The organism is Mesorhizobium sp. M1338, assembly GCF_040318045.1.
Classification (GTDB): domain Bacteria; phylum Pseudomonadota; class Alphaproteobacteria; order Rhizobiales; family Rhizobiaceae; genus Mesorhizobium.
In genome coordinates this window covers 56,227-78,174 of sequence record NZ_JAMYLL010000018.1, presented here as the reverse complement: position 1 = coordinate 78,174, position 21,948 = coordinate 56,227, and the positions used below count along the sequence as shown (strand labels likewise).

15 protein-coding genes and 6 pseudogenes are annotated in these 21,948 nt (G+C 59.4%); 14 read left to right on the top strand and 7 right to left on the bottom strand.

All coding sequences use genetic code 11. The features are described 5' to 3' along the window. Window positions 1-239 precede the first annotated feature (239 nt). The 3 genes and pseudogenes from NKH19_RS17835 to NKH19_RS17825 all read right to left on the bottom strand — a co-directional run. A pseudogene (locus NKH19_RS17835) lies at window positions 240-1,181 on the bottom strand (IS1380 family transposase); the annotation flags it as partial. Window positions 1,182-1,287: 106 nt separating this feature from the next. After that, entirely contained in the window at window positions 1,288-1,821 is a 534-nt protein-coding gene (locus NKH19_RS17830; protein ID WP_352982520.1) for a hypothetical protein, read from the bottom strand. Window positions 1,822-2,143: 322 nt separating this feature from the next. After that, window positions 2,144-2,716, bottom strand: coding sequence for a LuxR C-terminal-related transcriptional regulator (locus NKH19_RS17825; RefSeq protein ID WP_352982519.1), 573 nt, complete (start codon window positions 2,714-2,716; stop codon window positions 2,144-2,146). Window positions 2,717-2,839: 123 nt separating this feature from the next. Between NKH19_RS17825 and NKH19_RS17820 the strand changes: the two genes are divergently transcribed. The 4 genes from NKH19_RS17820 (at window position 2,840) to NKH19_RS17805 (ending at window position 6,833) form a co-directional block, all read left to right on the top strand. After that, complete coding sequence (locus tag NKH19_RS17820) at window positions 2,840-3,538, top strand: CoA transferase subunit A (RefSeq protein ID WP_352982555.1); 699 nt, start codon at window positions 2,840-2,842, stop codon at window positions 3,536-3,538. A gap of 13 nt (window positions 3,539-3,551) precedes the next feature. Next, complete coding sequence (locus tag NKH19_RS17815) at window positions 3,552-4,232, top strand: 3-oxoacid CoA-transferase subunit B (protein ID WP_352982517.1); 681 nt, start codon at window positions 3,552-3,554, stop codon at window positions 4,230-4,232. Next, entirely contained in the window at window positions 4,226-5,407 is a 1,182-nt protein-coding gene (locus NKH19_RS17810; RefSeq protein ID WP_352982554.1) for an acetyl-CoA C-acetyltransferase, read from the top strand. The genes NKH19_RS17815 and NKH19_RS17810 overlap by 7 nt, the downstream gene beginning before the upstream one ends. 292 nt (window positions 5,408-5,699) lie before the next feature. Further along, window positions 5,700-6,833, top strand: coding sequence for a GlxA family transcriptional regulator (locus NKH19_RS17805; RefSeq protein ID WP_352982515.1), 1,134 nt, complete (start codon window positions 5,700-5,702; stop codon window positions 6,831-6,833). Between the two features lie 482 nt (window positions 6,834-7,315). Here the strand turns inward: NKH19_RS17805 and NKH19_RS17800 are convergent. Further along, window positions 7,316-7,508: pseudogene (locus NKH19_RS17800) on the bottom strand (hypothetical protein); the annotation flags it as partial. Between the two features lie 320 nt (window positions 7,509-7,828). Here NKH19_RS17800 and NKH19_RS17795 point away from each other — a divergent pair. The 7 genes and pseudogenes from NKH19_RS17795 to tnpC form a co-directional block, all read left to right on the top strand. Next, a pseudogene (locus NKH19_RS17795) lies at window positions 7,829-8,122 on the top strand (transposase); the annotation flags it as partial. Between the two features lies 1 nt (window position 8,123). Further along, window positions 8,124-8,832 (top strand): annotated as a pseudogene (locus NKH19_RS17790) (IS630 family transposase); the annotation flags it as partial. Between the two features lie 487 nt (window positions 8,833-9,319). Continuing rightward, the gene (locus NKH19_RS17785) at window positions 9,320-10,594 is read left to right on the top strand and encodes a KamA family radical SAM protein (RefSeq protein WP_352982513.1); all 1,275 of its coding nucleotides are present in this window, start codon (window positions 9,320-9,322) and stop codon (window positions 10,592-10,594) included. Between the two features lie 730 nt (window positions 10,595-11,324). Next, a complete protein-coding gene (locus NKH19_RS17780; protein WP_352982511.1) occupies window positions 11,325-12,275 on the top strand; it encodes a 3-hydroxyacyl-CoA dehydrogenase family protein in 951 nt (316 codons plus the stop codon). 294 nt (window positions 12,276-12,569) lie between these two features. Then, the gene (gene tnpA / locus NKH19_RS17775; RefSeq protein WP_352982509.1) at window positions 12,570-13,016 is read left to right on the top strand and encodes an IS66-like element accessory protein TnpA; all 447 of its coding nucleotides are present in this window, start codon (window positions 12,570-12,572) and stop codon (window positions 13,014-13,016) included. After that, entirely contained in the window at window positions 13,013-13,369 is a 357-nt protein-coding gene (gene tnpB, locus NKH19_RS17770; protein ID WP_352843077.1) for an IS66 family insertion sequence element accessory protein TnpB, read from the top strand. The genes tnpA and tnpB overlap by 4 nt, the downstream gene beginning before the upstream one ends. Before the next feature lie 99 nt (window positions 13,370-13,468). Further along, a pseudogene (tnpC, locus tag NKH19_RS17765) lies at window positions 13,469-14,729 on the top strand (IS66 family transposase); the annotation flags it as partial. Between the two features lie 21 nt (window positions 14,730-14,750). On the opposite strand, the gene NKH19_RS17760 reads toward tnpC, so the two are convergent. Next, window positions 14,751-16,820 (bottom strand): recombinase family protein, encoded by a 2,070-nt coding sequence (locus NKH19_RS17760; RefSeq protein WP_352982552.1) that lies wholly within the window; start codon window positions 16,818-16,820, stop codon window positions 14,751-14,753. Window positions 16,821-17,062: 242 nt separating this feature from the next. Between NKH19_RS17760 and NKH19_RS17755 the strand changes: the two genes are divergently transcribed. Together NKH19_RS17755 and NKH19_RS17750 are read left to right on the top strand one after the other, a co-directional pair. Continuing rightward, entirely contained in the window at window positions 17,063-17,314 is a 252-nt protein-coding gene (locus NKH19_RS17755; RefSeq protein ID WP_352982507.1) for a hypothetical protein, read from the top strand. Beyond that, window positions 17,305-17,530 (top strand): annotated as a pseudogene (locus tag NKH19_RS17750) (transposase domain-containing protein); the annotation flags it as partial. The gene NKH19_RS17755 and the pseudogene NKH19_RS17750, both read left to right, overlap by 10 nt. Window positions 17,531-17,852: 322 nt before the next feature. On the opposite strand, the gene NKH19_RS17745 reads toward NKH19_RS17750, so the two are convergent. Next, window positions 17,853-18,884, bottom strand: coding sequence for a histone deacetylase family protein (locus NKH19_RS17745; RefSeq protein WP_352982550.1), 1,032 nt, complete (start codon window positions 18,882-18,884; stop codon window positions 17,853-17,855). 658 nt (window positions 18,885-19,542) lie between these two features. Between NKH19_RS17745 and NKH19_RS17740 the strand changes: the two genes are divergently transcribed. Beyond that, entirely contained in the window at window positions 19,543-20,280 is a 738-nt protein-coding gene (locus NKH19_RS17740; protein WP_352982506.1) for a class I SAM-dependent DNA methyltransferase, read from the top strand. A 382-nt stretch (window positions 20,281-20,662) separates the two neighbouring features. Here NKH19_RS17740 and NKH19_RS17735 read toward each other — a convergent pair whose 3' ends face one another. Next, the gene (locus NKH19_RS17735) at window positions 20,663-21,622 is read right to left on the bottom strand and encodes a LysR substrate-binding domain-containing protein (RefSeq protein WP_352982505.1); all 960 of its coding nucleotides are present in this window, start codon (window positions 21,620-21,622) and stop codon (window positions 20,663-20,665) included. Between the last annotated feature and the right edge of the window lie 326 nt (window positions 21,623-21,948).

The window sequence follows — 21,948 nt, the reverse complement described above, 5'->3', positions numbered from 1 at the left end:
AATGAACCAGAGGATCAAATGTGAAAATCATCGCCCCCGATAGAAGGGCGACACAGTTCCACCTGCCGGTGGAAAGCCGTCCTTCGCGGGACGAGGATGAGGTGAGTTCGTAGTTCCGGAAGTACCGATCGCACTGGGCATCAGGACGCGGTAACAGATTGTTCCACCTCGTTCTTCTGAATCCCATGGAGGGAGGGCCAGAGCGCCGATCCCGTAGAGAAGCGAGACCCCGCGAAAGCCGCATAGAGAAACCGGAACTGGTTGGCCGTCGCTCTTGTGCAGGACGTTCGGTCGGCGGCGAGACGCGTCTTCCACTACTTGATGTGGTTCTCGGCCGCTCCGCGCCGGCAGTAGACATCCTCGTAGAGCGCCGTCGGGCGGGCTTCCAGGTCCGCGACATGCTTGCGCAGGGTCATGGTGGGCGGTACGCCGAGGATGAAGTCGACATCGTTGGCGCGGCACCAGTCGATGATCTGCGGGCTGCAATAGTGACCGTCGGCCCGGATCAGGATCCGGATGTTCGGCCAGTTGCTCCGGATCGCCCGCACCAGGCGGCGCAGGTGAGCGGATCTCAGCCCCACTTGGCCGCTTGGCCGGTCGCAGGACAGCAGCCACGAACCGGCCGTCGCCATCGAACACAACGATCGGCTGGAAGCCGTACTCGTCGTGATGGGCATTGAAGAGGCGGAGCTGCTGGTTGCCGTGCACGGCGTCAAACGTGTCGTCGATGTCGAGCACGATCCGCTTCGGAATCTGCCGGAAGGAGGCGCAGTAGAGGTCGACCATCGTCCGGCCCATGGCGAGCAGCGAGCGCACATCGGGTAGGTTCTCCAGCCGACACATCGTCGATTGCGACGCCAGATGGAAGGGGGCGCATCCTGGGCCATCTTGAAGACCGGGTCGGAACGCAGCCGGTTGGCGTCGTTGCCATCCTCGTAACCGGCGGCGATCATCTTCATGCGGAAGCCGATCATATCTGCAAAGTTGTGGATGACCTGGTCCGGGCTGCGTGGATCATCGATGCAGCGCGCCAGACGGTCGGCCACCCGCAGTCGTTTCTCCACCTCTGCTAGAGCCAGAACGCCACTGTCCGACGACAGCATGCCGCCGTCGAAACGGGCGACGACGGACTTGCCGCCGACAGATGACAAGCCGCTCAGCGGCAGCGTAGGATCATTCATGGCGGGTGTGGTCTCCGGAAATGATTCGGATCGGCTTTAGCAACCAAATCCTACTTCATTTCAACGGCTTGAACCACATCCGCCAACCCACCGTGAATTTTTCAGGCTAGGAGGGCAGGCCCGACTGGCGCAGCTTCTGCCCCGCCGCGCAGAATTCGGCGGAATCATTACCAATCTCACGCGCGAACTTGAAATCCACCAAGTTCAGGTCAAGCGCGGTATCTGGGTTGATCATGCATTGGTCGAAAAGGAAGCGCCCGATGCCGTAGTCATGGCAACCGGTGCAACGCCTTATCTGCCCAAGCTGGAATTTGACGATTCCATTCAGGTCGTCGATCCGTGGCAGATTTTGCGCAACGAGGTGAAGCCTGGTCGACGGGTCGTCGTAGCTGATTGGCGCAACGACTGGATCGGCCCCGGCGTCGCCGAGATGATGGTTAGGGAAGGCAGCAGCGTCGAACTTGCCGTCAACGGAACCCATCTTGGAGCCGCGCTGCCGCTCTATGTACGTGACAATATCGCGGCCGAATTTCATAAGCTGGATTCGCGTCACCACATGCGCGAGGGTCTTCGGGGCCGATAATGGTACAGTCTTCTTCCAGCACACCGCAAGCCGTAACGCGATGGTCTTTGACGACATCGACATGCTGGTTCTGTGTCGCGGCCATCGCCCCTTTGACGGTTTAAAGGCCGAACTGAAGGGGCTGGACATTCCGATCCATATGTTGGGTGATTGCCTAGCACCGCGCACGGCAGAGGAAGCTGTGTTTGAAGGCTTGAAAATCGGAGCTACTATATAGGCGATGATGGTGCTCAGGGCGGACGGTGTAAATGGCCTTCCCGCGGTGTTCTCCATTTGTCTCAAGCAAGGGGCGAGCGACTGATGCGGGCCATCACATTCATGACCATTGAGACGGCCGAGACCGGGCCCAAGGCCTCGGCACTGAGCGACGCGCAGGTCCCTATCGCGCGGCCAGCAGCCGCGCCACTAGTTCAGACGTGTTGCGAACCCCGAACTTTGCGATCATGTTCGCGCGGTGGACTTCGACAGTCCTTGGGGAACAACCAATGGACCGGGCCATTTCCTTGCTGGTGAAGCCGTTGACGAGATAGCGCGCAATCCGCGCCTCTGCGGCGGTCAGGCCGTGACCCTGGCTATGTTCTGCCGCGACCGGGCGATAAGACCAGATCGCCAATTCTTGTGGATCATCCTGATCAAGCGCAGCACCATACGCCTCCATCCAAACCACCTCCCCGTCCTTTCGGCGCATGAAGCGGGCATCGCGGTAGACGGGATCGGTCTGCATGGCGCGGCGGGCTTTTTCGCCGATCACCTCGTAATCGGTTTGACCGGGGTACAGTATTCTCATCGACTGTCCCTCAACCTCGCGGATCGACCAGCCAAAGACGGATTGGACGCGATGGCTTGCCCGTAGGATGACGCGATTAGAAAGCACCAGCGTCGCGTCAGGCGCATGCAGGAAGCCGATGCGATCAAGATTGCCCAAGTTTCGCGCTCTGGCCGAACTCGGCATAATAAATCCTCCACGTATGGATCTACGTATTCTTACGAATGGTCGCGTCATGCGCAATCCGCAAAGTTGCCGTGAGACGAGGTCTGGCTGAAAAGGCGCGGGCATCGCAAAGTGGAGGACAAGATGAATAAGGTTTTTTCCAGTGCAGCAAATGCGCTGGAGGGTGTTCTGCATGACGGCATGACGATTGCTGCCGGCGGGTTTGGCCTATGCGGCATCCCGGAACTTTTGATCGGTGTGATCCGCGAGGCGGGGACCAGGGACCTGACGATCGCCTCGAACAACTGCGGCGTCGACGATTTCGGGCTTGGCGTGCTGCTGAAGACGAAGCAGATCAAAAAGATGATCTCCTCCTATGTCGGCGAGAACACGGAGTTCATGCGGCAGTATCTCAGCGGCGAGCTCGAGCTGGAATTCAATCCGCAGGGCACGCTTGCCGAACGCATGCGTGCTGGCGGCGCCGGTATCGCAGGGTTCTATACCAAGACCGGCGTCGGCACGGTCGTGGCCGAAGGTAAGGAGCATAAGGCGTTCAACGGCGAGACCTATGTTCTTGAGACTGGCATCGTTGCTGACCTCGCAATTGTCAAAGCCTGGAAAGCGGACACGACAGGCAACCTCGTCTTTCGCAAGACGGCTCGCAACTTCAATCCGCCGGCAGCAACCTGCGGCAAGATTTGTGCCGTGGAGGTCGAAGAGATCGTGCCAGTCGGCAGTCTCGATCCTGATCAGATCCACCTGCCTGGGATTTACGTGCATCGCCTGATCCAGGGGGAACACGAGAAGCGCATCGAACAACGCACGACGCGCGTAGCAGCGTAAGGGGAGGGAACACATGGCTTGGGATCGAAACCAGATGGCTGCGCGAGCGGCCCGCGAGCTTGAAGATGGTACCTATGTCAATCTCGGCATCGGCATTCCAACTCTGGTTGCCAACCACATTCCTGAAGGGGTCCACGTGACGCTTCAGTCGGAGAACGGCCTTCTCGGTATTGGCCCGTTCCCGACCCAGGACGCGATCGACGCGGATCTGATCAACGCCGGCAAACAGACAGTGACGGCTCTGCCGCATTCGGCCTTCTTCGACTCCGCGCAAAGCTTCGCGATGATACGCGGCGGCAAGATTGCCATGGCCATCCTTGGCGCAATGGAAGTGTCGGAGGAGGGCGATCTCGCCAACTGGATGATCCCCGGCAAGCTGGTCAAAGGGATGGGCGGGGCAATGGATCTGGTCGCCGGTGTGAAGCGCGTAGTGGTGGTAATGGACCATACCAACAAGGCCGGTGAATCAAAGGTGCTGAAGGGATGTACCCTGCCTCTGACCGGTCAGCGGGTGGTCGACAGGATCATCACAAATCTGGGCGTGCTCGATGTCGTCGACGGCGGATTGCAGATCGTTGAGCTTGCCGACGGCGTGGGCGAAAGCGAGTTCCGCAGCGCCACCGCAGCGACAATCGTCAACAGATTGGCCGGGGAGCCGTTTAGTTCTTTTCATAAGCAAAGGGAACCATCATGACCGCATCTATCGTCATCGCCAGCGCAGCACGGACCGCGGTTGGTTCGTTTAACGGTTCTTTTGCCAACACGGCGGCCCATGAGCTTGGTGCCGCAGTCGTCAAGGGCGTTCTGGAGCGCGCTGGCGTCGGAGCGGCCGAAGTCGATGAGGTCATTCTCGGCCAGGTCCTGTCCGCCGGCGAGGGCCAGAACCCTGCCCGCCAAGCTGCCATCAAGGCCGGTATTCCACAGGAGGCGACCGCCTGGGGCATGAACCAGCTCTGCGGTTCGGGGCTGCGCGCGGTCGCGCTCGGCATGCAGCAGATTGCCACGGGTGACGCCAAGATTATTGTCGCTGGCGGCATGGAATCCATGTCGATGGCGCCGCATTGCGCCCACCTGCGCGGCGGCGTGAAGATGGGCGACTTCAAGATGGTCGATACCATGATCAAAGACGGCCTGACCGACGCATTTTATGGCTATCACATGGGCACAACGGCCGAAAACATCGCCAAGAAGTGGCAGCTTTCCCGTGATGACCAGGACCAGTTTGCGCTTGCCTCGCAGAACAAGGCGGAAGCTGCGCAGAAAGCTGGCCGCTTTGCTGATGAAATCATTCCCTTCATCGTCAAGGGCCGCAAGGGCGACGTCATTGTCGACCAGGACGAATATATCCGCCATGGCGCGACGCTTGAATCGATGACCAAACTGCGTACCGCCTTCGACAAGGAAGGCACGGTCACAGCCGGCAATGCATCAGGCCTTAACGACGGCGCGGCGGCTACGCTTCTGATGACCGAGGAAGAGGCAGGTCGCCGCGGCATCGAGCCGCTGGCCCGCATCGCTTCTTGGGCAACCGCCGGCGTCGATCCGCAGATCATGGGCACCGGCCCAATCCCCGCGTCCCGCAAAGCGTTGGAAAAGGCCGGCTGGGCGATCGCGGATGTCGAGTTGGTAGAGGCCAACGAAGCCTTTGCCGCGCAGGCCTGCGCCGTCAACAAGGACCTCGGCTGGAATACCTCGATCGTCAACGTTAACGGCGGCGCCATTGCCATCGGCCATCCGATCGGCGCGTCCGGCGCGCGCGTACTCAATACCCTGCTGTTCGAAATGAGGCGGCGCGGCGTGTCAAAGGGTCTGGCAACCCTGTGCATCGGTGGCGGCATGGGCGTTGCCATGTGCGTGGAAGGGTTATGAGAGATATCAAATTCCGTATCGATAGTTGTCATAGAGAAATTGATCAGGTCGAGCTTTATATAAGTTAGAAATGGCCCCTTGTCTGACGCTTAGATGGGACCACCATGCAAAGACTTAAGCAGATGGTCGGGCAAGTCGCGATCAGGTCTTTGTGCCTGATAATTGGAAGAACCAGGCGGTGTCCCAAATCTACTGCCAGGCCGACGCAATCGTCCTTTCGTTGATTTCACCCATCGCTTAAATGCGGGCTAGTTATCCCGCGTCGCTAAGAGAACACGGCGGAGAGTCTGAAATGGTCCACCACTGGCCCCAAGACGCTTGGGCGTCCGTTCCTGCTTCTGACCCGATTACGGTCGCGCTGTATTTGGCGCCCGGGTTCGAACTCCTGGCCCTGTCATCGGCATTGGATGTCTTCCGTCTTGCCAACAGAGTAGCCGGGCGGGAAGCCTTTCGCTGGCGTACCGTTTCTCACCTGGGCGGAGCCGTGCGGGCAAGCTGCGGTATTGTTGTGGCGGCCGACGCCGATGTGGCCCAGGAGCGCAGGTACCTGATGCAGCCTGAACGCCCGGTGCTGGCTCTGGTCTTCGGCGATGAGGACGTTGAAGGGCGCGAAACCAAAGTGCTGAGCGCATGGTTGCGGGAATGTCGGCAGTGCCGCGCTGGGACGGGCGCGTTTGGCAGCGGCGTCGCTGCTTTGGCCAAAGCCGGGCTGCTCAATGACCGCAAGTGCGCCGTCCATTGGGAGGCCCTGCCTGAGTTCAAGGAGCGGTTCATGCGCGTTGAGGCGACGGCGATCATCTACGAAGTCGACAACAACATCTGGAGCTGCGCCGGGGGCACGGCAGCCTTCGATATGATGGTCGAGCTTGTGAAACATCATTGCGGCGAATCTGTCGCGGTGGGCGTAGCGGAATTGGCCGTCGCCGGCCGCGTCCGCACGGGCGGTGAGCGCCAGCGGCTGCCGCTGCTACGTCGGCATGGCAGGCTCAATCCGACGGTCGTGAAACTCATCGAATTGATGCAGAGGAACCTGGCCGCCCCGCTTACCATGACGGACCTCGCGGCGGCTGCAGGGCTGTCGCGGCGACAGGTGGAGCGCCTCTTCCGCAATGATATCGGTCGCTCACCCTGCCGCTACTTCCGGGAATTGCGATTGGAACATGCGAAACTCCTGCTTGCCCATTCGGCGATGCCGGTCCTGGAAATCGCGGTATCCTGCGGTTTCGTGTCCGCCTCCCACTTCTCGAGGTGTTTCCGTGAGGCGCACCAACTAGCGCCTCACGAAGCCCGGAATCTTCCGCCCGAAAGGTTTCTAGGCATGTCAACACCACGCCCTGCCATCGGCAATACGTCACCAGACACGTTCTGCTCCAAAACTGCGGAATGGCCTTGTACCGGTAAGGTCAATATCCGGCTTCCTGGTTGAACAGCGGAATATACCTCAAGCCCGCGCTCCAGACTTGGTGAGCAATAACGTCGCCGAGAGGCGCAGCGTGTGCTCGCCATCCCGAGCAAGCTTTGTTCGTCGACCCGTAGAGGGGTAGATTGCCGAACATCCAACCGGTAGCAATGCTGCGGAAGTAGCTCATCCATCGGCCTTTCCGGGCGCAGCGTGCGTCCACCGAAACGCGATCTTTCGACCTGTACAGAACATGTATGATTTCTCTTGCCCGCTCAAACTATCGATCGCGGCACCTGATTAGGTCAACAGCAGTGGCCAATGGCCCTCCCCGCCGGATCTGACAGCACGGAAACCCAAACAGCGAAGGTGACGAAGAGGACCTGTAAAGACATCACCGTTCCAGCCGAAATGACCTGCGCCTGCCCGCAAGGGCGCCGCTGGAGTGGCGAGGCCGTAACGGGCCTTGCTCCATTTGCTAGCACTGGCAAAGCCAGGCGGCTGTGTGGCCAGTGCGCCGTCATCTCGAGCGCGAGCATGGTCGCCAGCTTGTTCGCCGTCTCATGGACGTCAGCGTTCTTCTCTCGGCAGCTTCACGGCGTTGGCTGTCTGCGAGGCGCAATGCGCGAACAGCGCCATGACGCTTGCATGGTTCAGCCCGGAGATGAAGCCCCACAGATCCGCCATGTTGCGCGGCGCATCCAGCATAACCACAAGCCCGACGTCCCATCACAACCGATTCATTGATCGCGGGACGTGCTCGAGCCGAGTTATGGCTTGCTTGAAATTCGCTTCGCGAGAATGATCCCGTCCTTCTGAGCCTTGTCCGCCGCAAGCGGGATGTTCAACTGTTCCGGACAGCGACCGTATACAAGTTAGTCTAGTGCCCGTCCATAAACGGTAAGCTGCTGAAATTACTGGAGGAATCACCAAATTTCCGCAGGAAAGGCCCGACGGTTTCAGGTACACTTTAGATCATACCACTGATTCTAAAGGGAAACCCGCAACCGCCGGAACCGACAATGCGCCAAGAACGCACCGTCCAATCCAGTGTATTCGATCTTTTCGCCGAACACGAGATCGGCCGTGAGCTGAAAGCCATATCGCAGTGGCTGGACGAACATCGCGATCTGCTCGGGCTGGTGACTCGGGACCTGCGCCGGCATGGGGTCAGGGAAACCGGTCGCGCGGGCCTGCCGACGGAGGCCGTGCTTCGCTGCGCGCTACTCAAGCAGCATCGCCAGTTGAGCTATCAGGAGCTGGCCTTCCATCTCGAAGACTCCGCCTCGTTCCGAGCCTTTGCCCGGCTGCCGTGGCCTGTTGAGCAGCGACGGCGTGGGCACCGTCGAGATCATGCGGCAAACTGGTAAGTCCAAGACCTGCGTGTGGCGCTGGCAGGAGCGCTTCGCCGCGGAAGGCTTCGAGGGACTGTTGCGCGACAAGACGCCGCTCCTCGCGCATCATGCTGTCGGTCGACGAGAAGAGCCAGGTCCAGGCGCTCGACCGCACCCAGCCCGGCCTGCCCATGAAGGAGGGTAGGCTCGGCACCATGACCCACGACTACAAGCGCAACGGCACAACCACCCTGTTTGCCGCCCTCAACGTGCTCGACGGCACCGGCATCGGCAGGAACATGCAGCGCCATCGTCATCAGGAATTCATCCGCTTCCTCAACACTATCGATGCCGAGGTGCCGGCCAGCAAGGCCATCCACGTCGTCCTCGACAACTACGCCGCTCACAGGCACCCCAAGGTGCGTGCCTGGCTCGGCCGCCATCAGCGCTTCACCTTCCACTTCACACCGACCTCATGCTCGTGGCTCAACGCGGTCGAGGGCTTCTCAAAACTGTCGAAGCGTCGTCTCAGGCGCGGCGTCTTCCACTCCGTCGTCGACCTTCAGGCGGCGATCAACCGCTTCGTTGCAGAGCACAACCAGCAACCTACACCCTTCACTTGGACCGCCGATCCAGACAAGATCATCGCTGCCGTCAAACGCGGGCACCAAATGTTAGATTCCATCCACTAGATGGGGCTCGGCAGGGGCCCTGTCATGGATTGTGCCCAACTCTGTGCGCTGCCACGGCGGAACAAAAATGACGCTTTGACGACCGTCCGCATCGGCCCTCCTCAAATAAGTCAATAACCGGCGAGGGAGTTCGGCCTGTGGGGGTTCGAAGAAGATGCGGGCTAGGAAAAGCTGCGCGTAAATCCGAGCGCCTGCAAACTGCGTCCCGCGTTTGTAAACGCACTTCTCATTGTCGCATGTCCGACAAAGTCGGAATCGCGAATAGCCGCACCAGCGCTACCGTATTGTTTTAAAAAGACTGTTTTTTGGCACGGTTCATGCAACGCTCCGCAAAAGCGTCCCGACTGGGTAAAATCGTCATGACCATGCTCACCGACTATGCTGTTGCCGCCGTCAAGTCGGAGCTCCTAGCGAAAAGTTGCCGTTTGCCGGCGGCGCCATTCACGAGGTCAACATTTTTCCTCTTTTCAGCTCAGGGGAGGTTCCGATGAGCGTTGCGCATAAGATTAGCCACGATTTCGCCGACGCTGCATGGCAAGAGCGTCATGCCGTTACTCGCGTTGACCAGTTGCGCGAATGGATGGGAGGCGACGCCGACGGCAGCCTGATGCGAGACATTGAGCTCGGCCTTGCGCGTGCGCCGATGGCGATGCGAATCACGCCTTATGCGCTGAACTTGATCGACTGGTCTAACTTCCTCCAAGACCCAATCCGGAAGCAATTCATTCCGGTTGGAAGCGAAATTCTTCCATCTCACCCTTTGCTAAAAATGGATTCGTTACATGAAGAAGAAAGTTCACCTGTAGATGGATTGGTGCATCGCTATCAAGACAAGGCACTTTTACTCGCAACGGATCGCTGCCCCGTCTATTGTCGCTATTGCACCCGCAGTTACAGCGTGGGTCTGGACACGCAGTCGGTGTCGAAGAAAAGGGCGTCGCCGTTCCAGAGCCGATGGGATACTATCTTGGCATACCTTCGTGCGACCCCCACCATTGCTGATGTAGTTGTGTCGGGAGGAGATTGCTTTCGCCTCAAACCTTCTCGACTTTTGGCGGTGGGCATGGGCCTTCTGTCCATCTCCTCTATTCGCCGCATTCGCTTCGCGACGAAAGGCCTCGCTGTACTGCCTATGAAAGTCACAAGCGATCATGAGTGGACTGGCGCTCTTGCCAACATTAGCGACACTGGCCGGAATCAGAGCGTAGAGATTTCATTTCACACCCATTTCAACCATCCTGCAGAAATCACCGACTACACGATTGCGGCTGCAGAGCTTCTTTTCAAGCGAGGAATAAGGATGCGCAATCAGTCGGTTCTGCTGGCTGGTGTCAATGACGATCCCGAGGTTATGAAACAGCTCGTAAAAAAACTCTCAGACCTACATATCCAGCCGTACTACGTCTATACCTGCGATCTTGTCGCCGGAACCGAGCACATGCGGTGCTCGGTAGGACTAGCATGTCAGATAGAAAAGGCCTTACGCGGGATTACGGCTGGGTATAACACTCCGTTGTTCGTTGTCGACACGCCGGGAGGCGGTGGAAAGCGCGACGTCCACAGCTTCGAGCATTATGACAGACAAACAGGGATTGCTGTGTACCGGGCTCCATCTGTCCGGCCGGACCAGCTGTTCACTTATCCGGATCCCTTGCGGTCTCTCTCTCCAGAAGCGCAGGCGGCGTGGTTAGATCCCCAGCGAGCCAATCGAATACTGACCGATGCGCTTGAGGCCGCTCGAGAAAAATCGATGGCGGTTTGAATGAGCAAACCCTACGGCATATATAGCGTTAATTCGAGCCAGATCGGCGCGGTGATCGGCCAGAGTGCGTCCGAACTCCTCCAAGGGGCCGGCCGGTGGGAGTGCACTCAAGGCTGCGCGACGATGCGGGGCTGTTTAGCCAGATATCTCTCCAAGCACGCAGGATGCACGATGGCATCGCTCTTTGGGAGTTCGGTTAGACAAACCCGCGCCGCTCTGCAGTTCGGCTCTCCCTTGCGTGCTGGATGCTTCCACTTTTCCGACGAGAGCTCCGTGGGCGACCTTCTTGCCTTCGAAATGCGGCTCAAGCGCCGCCGGATTCCCTTGAGGATGCCCCAAAGCCGCTCAACCAGGATCGGAGCCGCGTCTTGGATCTTCTCGCGCGCCAACGCTCTCAGCCTTCTCGGCTCCGTCGATCTTGGCAGGCTCACCGGAAACGAGGGGCTTGATCTCGCGAACGGTTGGCCGCTTGCCTCACATCGAGGTCTGCGACCACCGAAGCAACGAGTCCCTGCTCGGCGGTCGCCAAGGTGTTCATTGCCTCCGCAGGGATAGGATCTTCCGATGCGCACGCAGGTTGTTGTCAACCGCGAAGTAGTTGCCCGCCTCCGCTTCGTAAGGCTGCATGCACGTTTCCACCATCACTCGAACGCTTCCTGGCTGGGCGCCCGCTCGGCAAGGCGTGAGTAGCTCGAAACAGCTTCAGTTATCGAACGGAGAAGGGGTGGCAATGAAAGCTGCTGGTCTGGAGAGCATGGCCGTTATAGGCAACGGGGTGATCGGACACGGAATCGCGGAGGTATTCGCGAAGGCGGGCTGGGATGTCTGTCTCATTGGTCGCAGTCAGGAGAGCCTCAAGGGCGCGCTCCAGCGGATTGGCGCGAGCCTCAACGAATTTGTGCAGGCGGAATTGTTGAGCGCTTCATCGGCGAAGGCAGCGGTCGCTAGGATCCGAACTTCAACCGAGTTACGAGCAGCGGCAGCGGCGGAATTCGTTATCGAAGCCGTTCCTGAGGACATGGAACTCAAGCTCGACATATTCTCCAAACTCGACGGGATCTGTCGTTCCGATACCGTACTCGCGACTTCCAGCGGCCATCCGGCCAGTGCTGTCGATAAATGCGTGGAGTACAAGGAGCGGGTCATCGCCGCGCATTTTTGGTCTCCGCCCCAACTGCTTCCACTCGTTGAGGTTTGTGGCAGCCGTGCCACGACCAAGGCCGTGATCGGGCGTACATGCGCGATTCTTGGCGGTGTTGGAAGGAAGCCCGTCGTCATCCATTGCGAAGTGCCTGGATTCATCGGCAATCGCATCCAATTTGCAGCACTTCGTGAGGCTTGGGCGCTTTGGGCCGCGGGTGTTGCTTCGGCTAAAGCAATCGACTCGGTGATCCGGCATTCCATCGGACGGCGGCTTGCTGTGACTGGACCAATCGAATCAGCGGATCTGGGTGGTCTTGACACAATGTATCATTTTGCTCGCTTTCTGCTGCCGTCGCTCGACACTTCATCTGAACCACCCGAACAGGTTTCGGCTTTGGTCCGGGGTGGGCATTGCGGAGTCCCCAGCGGCAAGGGTGTTTACGATTGGATCGAAAGAGACGGCTCTGCGCTGCTGTCAGCACGGCGCCTTGAACTGATGCGATGGCTGCAAGTGGATCAGCAAGGGTCACTCCGATAAGCGCTCGCGCTTGCACAGCAACCATAGGCCAAATGAGCGCAAAGCGGGAATTTAACCCAGGCCGTCCTCGCGGCTCACGGTGCCGCCCATGGTGTCCGGTCCCGTCGTCAGAAACGCGATCAGTGGTGACAGACATATGCGATGGTGCGGGGTGCTAGCGGCACGCCATGCGTTGTAACGCTGCGCGTGAAGCCATTCCACCGCTTTGCGCAATTTGGGTAAGCGCTGTCCCGGCGGCACCTTTCGCGGATGGATGTAAGGGACGATGTTCGAGGCCTTTGAGGGCTTCGACATATGACGATTTCAGAGTTTACGCTTAAGTCCAGGGACGAGGAGCCGGTCCGTCGGCTGGAGATCTTCACTGGTTCGGGTCGGCGGCGTGAGTGGCCGCCGGAGGAGAAGGCCCGGATAGTGGCGGAGAGCTACGAGGCGGGCGAGACGGTTTGTGCTGTGGCACGCCGGTATGGGCTTTCCCCGCAGCAATTGTTCACTTGGCGTCGGGCTGCTCGCCGGCCGATGGGGGAGGCAGCAATATCGGAATCCATGTTCGTGCCGGCGGTGGTGACGGCAGCGCCTCCGAAGCCCGCGGCGAAGCATCGGCCACAGCCAAGGAAGCGGGAGCCAGCTCGAGACGCTGGTGTGATCGAGCTTGAGATCGACGGCATCGCAATGCGGGTAGGTCGTGGGGCGGATTCGAAGACGGTTGCAGCGGTGATCCGTGCGCTGAGGGCAACGTCGTGATCGGGCCAACGGGAGCGGTCAAGGTCATGGTGGCGACGAAGCCCGTCGACTTCCGCAAGGGAGCGGAAGGTCTGGCAGCGCTCGTGCGCGAGGCGATGGGCGCGGATCCGTTCTCGGGCGCGGTCTACGTATTCCGGGCCAAGCGGGCCGACCGCATCAAGCTCGTCTACTTCGACGGCACGGGCGTATGCTTGTTCGCCAAGCGGCTGGAGGATGGCAAGTTCTGCTGGCCGGGCGTTACCGACGGCGTCGTGCGACTGACGGCGGCACAGTTGCAGGCACTCCTGGAAGGCCTCGACTGGCGGCGGGTGCACGAGACGCGCGAGACGCGTGTTCCTATTGCGGCGAGCTGACCATCACATCATTGCCAAATCACTGGAATCCAAGCTTGAATCCGCTTCGTGACCGACGCGGCCTCTGCCCTTCCCGACGATCCTCACGCGCTTCAGGCGATGCTTTTGGCCGCGCGTGTGGAGAATGAGAGGCTCCGCCAAATCATCAAGGAGTTGCAGCGCTATCGCTTCGGGCGAAGGGCGGAGAGCCTGCCTGAGGACCAGCTTCTTCTGGGGCTGGAGGAAGCCGAGCAGGTAGAGGCGGAGGGCTTCGCCAGCGCGGAAGCCGCAGACCCTGCAAAGCGGGATGCCCGGGCTCGCAAGCGCCGCGCCAACCGCGGCTCGTTACCCGCCCATCTGCCGCGCGTTGAGCAGGTAATCGATCGACAAGATCTGCCCGTGTTGCCGAGGCCAGTTGCATGTAATGGGCGAGGACCTCTCCGAACGTCTCGACATGATCCCCGCTCAATTCCGGGTGATCGTCACCCGTAGACCGAAGTATGCCTGTCGCGCCTGCGAAGAGGTAGTGATCCAGGCGCCGGCTCCAGCCCGCCTCGTCGAGGGCGGCATTCCCACAGAAGCCACGGTGGCTCATGTGCTGGTGTCGAAGTATGCCGACCATCTGCCCCTGTATCGTCAGGCCCAGATCTACGCCCGCCAGGGCGTTAACCTCGACCGTTCGACGCTCGCCGACTGGGTCGGCAAGGCTGCCTTCCTCCTGAAGCCGGTGCATGAGCGGCTGTTCGAGCGGTTGAAGGCGTCGGACAAGCTCTTCGCCGACGAGACCACCGCGCCCGTACTCGATCCGGGCCGGGGGCGGACCAAGACGGGACAGTTGTTCGCCTACGCCCGCGACGACCGCCCGTGGGGCGGGATCGATCCGCCAGGCGTCGCCTATCTCTACGCACCGGACCGCAAGGCCGAGCAACCGATCCGGCATCTTCAGGGCTTTGTCGGAACCCTGCAGGTCGACGGATACGCGGGCTATAAAGCGCTGGCCGAACGCAACGCCGTGAGCCTAGCCTTTTGCTGGTCGCATGTGCGTCGCCGCTTCTATGAGCTCGCGCAGTCCGGCCCCGCGCCGATCGCGACGGAGGCGCTCGCCCGCATCGCCCAACTCTACCATGTTGAGAGCGAGATCCGCGGTCGCTCCCCCGACGAACGCCGCGCCATTCGGCAGGAGAGAAGCCGTTTTGTCATCAATGCCCTTGAGCCGTGGCTTAGGCAGCAACTCACCCTTATCAGCCAGAAGACCAAGCTGGCGGAAGCTATCCGCTACGCGCTCTCGCGCTGGCAAGGTCTGACACGATTCCTCGACAACGGTACGATCGAGATCGACTCCAACACCGTCGAACGCTCCATCCGCCCGATCGCAATGACCGATTCATACTGCACCTCCTCTTCAAATGTCCGGAAACAGGGACTTTTGGTTTTCCATTTTGATGCGACACGGGCCTCTGTGACGCGGAAACTGGGTCACTTGATCCTTTTCCAGGTCCGCAGCTCGTATTTGGTGCGGTGCATCGGGTACCACCTGCTCGGTAGGGAGCACGCCCTCCTTGATCAATCGACGGACCCGATGGGCAGTAACCCCAAGCTTTTTCGCGGCTTCGGTCAATGTGAGCCACTCGCCATTCTTTTCGGCGGATCGGTAGCCGTGGATTTTATGGACCGTGCGCAGTGCCCCGACACGGCGCCCAGTCCAGGTTTTGCCTTGCCCGGTCTGCATTCCCATCCGGTTGAGAGTGGCGGCAATGTCTGTGTCGGACCACCGGGTCGCCATAGACCGCATGACGGCAAGGGCGGCCTCCGGAGTACTCTGGCCATGTTCGCCAGCTTTGGGTTTGCGAATGCGCAGCTGGGAGTGCTGGCCGCCTTTCCAGTGGATCGTCAAAATGACGTCACGCTGCTCTTCATCGATGTCAGCAATGATATCAGTCACGAGAGCACGAAGGAGTTGCTGACGACATCGCATGTCGACGTTAGGTGCGCGCCAGGCGGCCTCCAGATCGGTGGCAATGCCAGCAAATTCGGGAACTGGGGTGACAAGATCGATTTGTCGCGCTTGGGCCAAACCAGCTTCACAGGCTTCCACGCGCCTGAGCGCTGCCTCCCAGCTCTTCTCCAGTTGGGCAGCGATCAGCCGGTTGTCAGGGTCGCAAGCAGCATAGCGACGTTCAGCGAGAGAGGCCTCGTACCGGGCTTGCTGCAAGTCCAACTCCACCATGCGGTGTCGTTCTTCCAGATTATCCCGATGCGCGCGATCAGCTTCCATTGCGGCCTCGATCGCCATCGGCGTCACGGCCCTCAATATCTCTTTGCCGATAGCAGGGTCGATGCGAGATGCGCCAAAAGTCATGCATCGTGGCTTGGCCAGCATCTGATTGATACGTTCGCAGCGGTAATAGGGATGCCCGGGAGGCCGCCCCGAGTAGACAACGCCCAACCGCCTTCCGCATCGGCCGCAGGTGAGCAAGCCCGCGAGCAACGCGCGGCCGCCACGACCAGACTTGATGCCGCCTTTCTGGCCGAAGGCATTGACAGCGATGTGGCTCTGGTTCCTCTCAAACTCACTCCAATCGATATAGCCTTCGTGATGATCCTGGAGCAGCACGTCCCACGTTCCAAAGGGTTTGCCGTGGCCGTAGCTTTTACGCGCCCTGCCATCGACAATCTCGGTTCGCTTCTCGCTTTTACCATAGACATAGACCCCAGCGTAGAAGGGGTTCTTCAGGATCGAAATAACGCTTCGATAGCGAACCGGCACCCAGTCGAAGGACACCGTTTTGCGCCCGTCAGAAGGGCGAGGAAAATGGAAATTATCAGCCGTCAGCGAAATCAGCACCTGGCGGGCGCTGCCAAGCTCGCGGAAGCGCGAAAAGATGAGGCGGATCGCCTCTTGTACCCGCAAATCGGGATCAAGCCCCAGCCCATAGTCGCGGTGCCAGATATAACCGATCGGGACACTGAGACGCAGCTCCCCCCGCCGCGCTTTGGCGCGAGCCGCGTCAAGCATGCGCGTTCGCAAAATGCCGAGCTCAAACTCGCTGATACTGCCCTTCATGCCCAACAACAATCGATCGTTAGGCCGACAAGGATCGTACACTCCGTCGAGATCTATGACGCGCGCTTCAACCAGGCCGCACAGTTCCAGGAGATGGTGCCAATCCCGGCCATTGCGAGAAAGACGCGATGCGTCGAGGCAGAGCATTGCGCCAATCTTGCCCGTGCACAGGCCGCTCACCAGTCGTTCGAAACCAGGGCGGTCTACAGCACCGCTGGCGGTACGACCAAGGTCATCGTCGATCACATCGACATCACGGAAACCCCAGCGTCGCGCGACATCGACAAGTTCATATTGTCGCCGCTGGCTCTCCAGGTTGTTCTGGACCTGACCCGGGGTCGACTGTCGAACGTAGACCACAGCTTTGCGCTTCAGCACCGTGGCTGGAAGGAGATTATTGCCCGTCATCGCTCGTCTCCTTCGTCGCGACGCCGGCCGCGGCCATCAGGAGGGTCGCCAGCCTGGCGACAACGACGCTTCGTTCCCCGTCGCTCAGGCCTCGCATCTGCGGCGTATCGAACGGCATGCTCAGCTGCTGGGTCAGCACTGGTAATGTCGGCGGTAGTGGTAAAGCCTTCATGGCGCGCCTCCTGGATGGCCGTGAGTCCACCCCTCGAAGTCTGCCTGAAACCGCGCTCGGTAAGCAGTCTATGAAGCTCTACAAGCCCAATCACCGCAACACGCGGTTCGCCCATCTCCATGTCGGCGCAAAACGCCCGATCCAGCATCCACTCCGCCACCTGGATGATCTCACCCGGCCTGATCTCTACCCGGATGATCGCGCCATTGGCCCGGTCCTCGCGACCTTCATGCTGAAAACGACCGCCGTAATATGGATGCCAGCGATAATGAAACTCCACCATCTGCCCGACATGGGCAGAATGACACTGCGATGGCCTTGAACCGCAAGAACGCACTCTTCGCCGGCTCCGACGGCGGCGCCGAGCACTGGGCAACCATCGCTTCGCTGATCGAGACATGCAAGCTCAACGGCGTCGAGCCTCACACCTACCTCGCTGACGTGATCGCCCGGATCGTCGAGGGCCATCCACAAAGCCAGATCGATGGATCTGCTGCCTTGGGCCTACAGCCCTATGCCGCTCAAGGCCGTGGCCTGAGAACAGCGGTTACCAATTTGGGGCTGAAGCCGCGGTTTCCGAGCCACGCCAGGATCGCCTTAATGAGCTTGATGATTCCCGTGCGCTCGCCCTCAGACTTCCCCCTCACGGCTTAGACGTCACCGCCAGCGAGAAACCGCCGGCGCCCGCCTCAACGGCCAGCGCGATCTGCTCGATCGTCCATCGTCCTGTGGGTCTTGGCGGCTTTCTCGAAGGGGGCATGACAACCAAAATCTGACGCTCAGCGATGCCCTTGGCATTCTCGTGCGCTTTGTCATGATGTCGGGCAGCGCCTTCTATACCGTTGGTGTCGAGCCGCTCATCAAGGGCCTCTCCTACCGCCGAAGCCGGTCAGGAAAGCGGTGAGGTTGTCACCAAGTGCATCGCAAAGATAGCCGCCTTCCTGGACGATCACTGTAGGCAGGCAGAGCCGGGCAATAGCTTCGCCGATACGCGAGAAGCCAAGCGTCGTCACTGCCAGGCCGCCGAAAGGATCGCCCTCGAAAGCGTCGAGACCGAGCGCCACTACCAGAGCTTCGGGCGCGAAGGTGCTAATGCGCCGTAGGGCTGTTGCGAGCGCATCCAAAAATGTCGCGTCGCCGGATTTGTGTGGCAGCGGCAGGTTGAGGTTATAGCCGAGGCCGGCGCCTTCGCCACGCTCGCCGGCGTAGCCCCAGAAAAAGGGATAGAAGCACACCGGATCGGCATGCAGCGAGACGGTGAGCACGTCGGGCCTTGCGTAGAAGATGCCTTGCGTGCCGTTGCCGTGATGTAAGTCGACGTCGAGGATCGCGACGCGCGCAGCACTCCTGCGCAGCGCCAGTGCCGCGACCGCCGAATTGTTGATGAAGCAGAAGCCGCCAGCGACGTCGGCGAAGGCATGGTGGCCGGGCGGTCTGCAAAGTGCGTAGGCCGAATGCGCTCCCGCTTTCACGGCTTCGGCGGCTTCGACTGCGCTCCAGGCGCTCCAGAGCGCGCTGTTCCAGGTTTCGGTCGAGATCGGGCACACGGTGTCGGCCATATGATAGCCGGCCTGGCCGATCGCCGAAGCGGGGTAAGAGCCGTTGCGAGTAATCGGATGGACATTCGGGATAACTTCTGCCGAGGCGCCTTCGATGCGCCGCCAGCGCGGGAAAATTTGCTCGAGGAAGTCAAGATATTCGGGTGTGTGCACGGCGGTGATCGGGCCAAGGCCATGATTCCTGGGCCGTTCAATGGTCAAACCGGCTGATGATGCGCCGCCTAACAATATCTCGACACGGGCCGGCTTTTCAGGATGGGGCCGGGCTGTGCCGCTGGAGAGGTAAGCTTTGGGATCGTGGTGTTTTTGTTCCTCGGCGTAGAAAGCTTTCATCGTCACTCCTCTGGCACATCGGCAAATGCGAACAAGGTCTTGCCAATGATCTTCTGTCCTGCTCGTAATTCGACCAGCCGATACCGAGCTTTTCATAAAAGCCTTGGCCGTCTCATTGACGAAGTTGAAGCAGGGATTCTGGCTGCTCATCAAATCTTCGGCTCAACCGTCGACCTGAACCTAGAGAACAAAGATGTCCATTGCGCAGCAAAGCGTTATCTCGTCCGGGGTGGTAATCTGCCGCAGCGTTCAGCACCTTCTCGTCAACTCGCCCACCTCCTTGGCGCCGACTCTCCTGATCGCGGCCCACTATGCGGAGGATATACGAAACACGGCCTGCCGATTTGCGAAGTTATTAGAAATATTCGTTGCGCAATTCTCGTCATATCCGCCTAAATATTTCATTTCATGCGAATGCAAATATACGTGCTTTTATTATATTTTAACATATAGTCAAAAATATTTTGCATATATGTTGTTGCCAAGTTGGCTAACTGACGAGCATAGTGTGCTACACTTCATGTTTAGGTGCGACCGCATCTTCGGACAGCCATGTTCCGCAGTATTGCAAGGTGCAGCTTACAAATTCCACCGCGGCTGCGTCCGTCGTCGATGGCGAGGGTACCGCGTACATCTGTTCGTATATGGAGGAACTGTCATGAGCATTCCCGATGAAACGAGCGCCGCAGAGGAAGCTGCACGAAAGCGGATCCAGGCTTGCTATGAACTCGATGGCGACGCCGGCCGCTTGGCCCAGTATTATCGCGCCTGGGCCAGTGCCTACGATTTGGATGTTAGCCGTGAGGGGTATTGCGGGCCGAAAATCGTCGCGGAACTGGCGGGCGTTATGCAGACGGCCTATCTGGGCACGGAGCGAGCAGCCATCTCAGTCTTGGACGCCGGCTGCGGAACAGGACTCGTAGGCGTCCAGCTCGCACGTCTCGGCTTCCGGTTAATCGACGGGTTTGATCTCTCAGAGACGATGGCTGAAAAGGCCCGGCAGACCTGCGCCTATCGGCATGTCCGAGGCGACGTCAATCTAAACGGGCCGCTCTCCGACTATCCCAATGCAAGCTATGACATCACTGTAAGCTGCGGCGTCTTCACGCAAGGGCACGTCCGCCCAGATAGGCTGCGCGAATTGGCTCGTGCCACACGTCCGAGCGGGTTCGTCATCGCAAGCACCCGTAAGAACTATGCAGAGGCAACTGCCTTTGAAGACGAGGTGCGGCATCTGCAGGATGCGGGTGTTCTGATACTGGAACACTGTCTCAAGGATGGCATACTGATCAAGGAGGGCAGGGCTCACTACTGGATTTTCCGCATGACCCACAGTGCCGGCACGCCCCAAATCGTCGCTCATGATCCCGTGAAATCGATGCTCACGATGCGGTGAAATCCTTGCTCACGATCGCCTGAAATGCGCACACGCCTTCAATTTGCCGGAAATCGACGCTCAAAGCCACCATTTTAGGAGTAAAATGCAAAACTCGAGCAGAATCCTCACAGTCTTCCGAGTTCTTCACGGACGACTACTTTGCGAATCCGCAATTCCCCTAGCAACGTGGCACCAACGGCGAAAGGCACCGACCTGAGCATTTACCGACGAGTTCGCTGCCGTCGCCGCGGCCTCAATGCCAGAGCGAGAAAGACCCTTGGCTGGAAAACCCCGGCAGGCGCTAGCGCAAATCCTGGTGGACTCGGCGGGACTTACCGGCGGCAACCGATAGGACCCATCGAGAGCTCGCCGCGGACGTGGGGAGCTACAACGGCGATCACTATTGATCACGTCGCTTATTCAAGCTCGGTTGCAGGGCTTGACCCTTTAGTTCACTTGAGCTGGTACCTCGCCAAGCAAGCATCCATGTGGCGAAAGTCTTGGCCGCAGCCGACAGCGGAACGTTCTTTCGCCAGACCAGATAGATACCGCCGTCGGCTTGAATCTTGTCATCGAACAGCTCAAACAGTTGGCCGGCTCGGACAAACTCGTTTGCTGTGCCAATCCATCCAAGCGCGATGCCTTCGCCTGCGAGAGCGGCCTGCATCATGGTCAAATGATTGTCAAAATGCGGCCCAGGCAGCTGGTGGGTCTTGACGCCATAGTGGGCAAACCATTGCTCCCAGTCGAACCATGTCTTGTCGTCCGCCCTTGCATGCAACAAACGGTGGTGGGTCAGATCTCGTGGACTCTCGATGGTGGCCGAACGTGCCAGATAGACCGGGCTTGCGACCGGAGTGATCAGCTCCGACAGAAGCAACTCGGCGTCACAATCGGGCCAGGTTCCCCTCCCGAACCGGACTGAAATGTCGATTCGTTCAGAGAGTTCGGGCAACCCCTGATACGCGGTCACCATATTCACCGTGATCTCAGGGTGGCTCTCGTGGAATTCCTTCAGGCGGGGCAGCAGCCAGAAGTTCGCATTGGCGAGGTTACATGAGACAGTTAGACTATCCGCATTTTCACAACGCTGAAGCGTCTCGCCCTCGAGGGAGATGATATCAAGACCGGCTACAAGGGCATCTACATAGCGCCTCCCCTCAATCGTGACGCGTACGGGCCTGCTTTGTCTGTCGAACAGCCTGACCGACAGGAACTCTTCCGCCTGGTTGATAAGGTGACTAATGGCCGACTGGGTCACGTTCAACTCAATTGCCGCCTTCGAAAGGCTCTCCAGACGCGCCGTCGCCTCTATGGCGAGCATCACGCGTAACGGGGGGACATATCGCCAATATTTCATGAGCTGCTCTCATGTGCCACGCGCATATCGCTCGGTCTCAATAGCGCATATTTTAAGGCCTGAGTTCACACAGATGATCTCCATCACATGAAGGCCCTTTGTATCAGGTGTCAAGGTCGTCGCACGTCACCGTGTTCACTCGTCCCGAAGTCAAATCTAATCCGGTATCATGGTCATGACCCTGAACAACCCGGCTGCGACGCCGATCGACACCGAGCGCGAAGCAGTCCTGCGCGCGAACCTACCCCAAGTCCCAAGTGAAACTTGAATGTCAGAGACCTACGACGCGATCATCATTGGAGGCGGGCACAATGGATTGGTCTGTG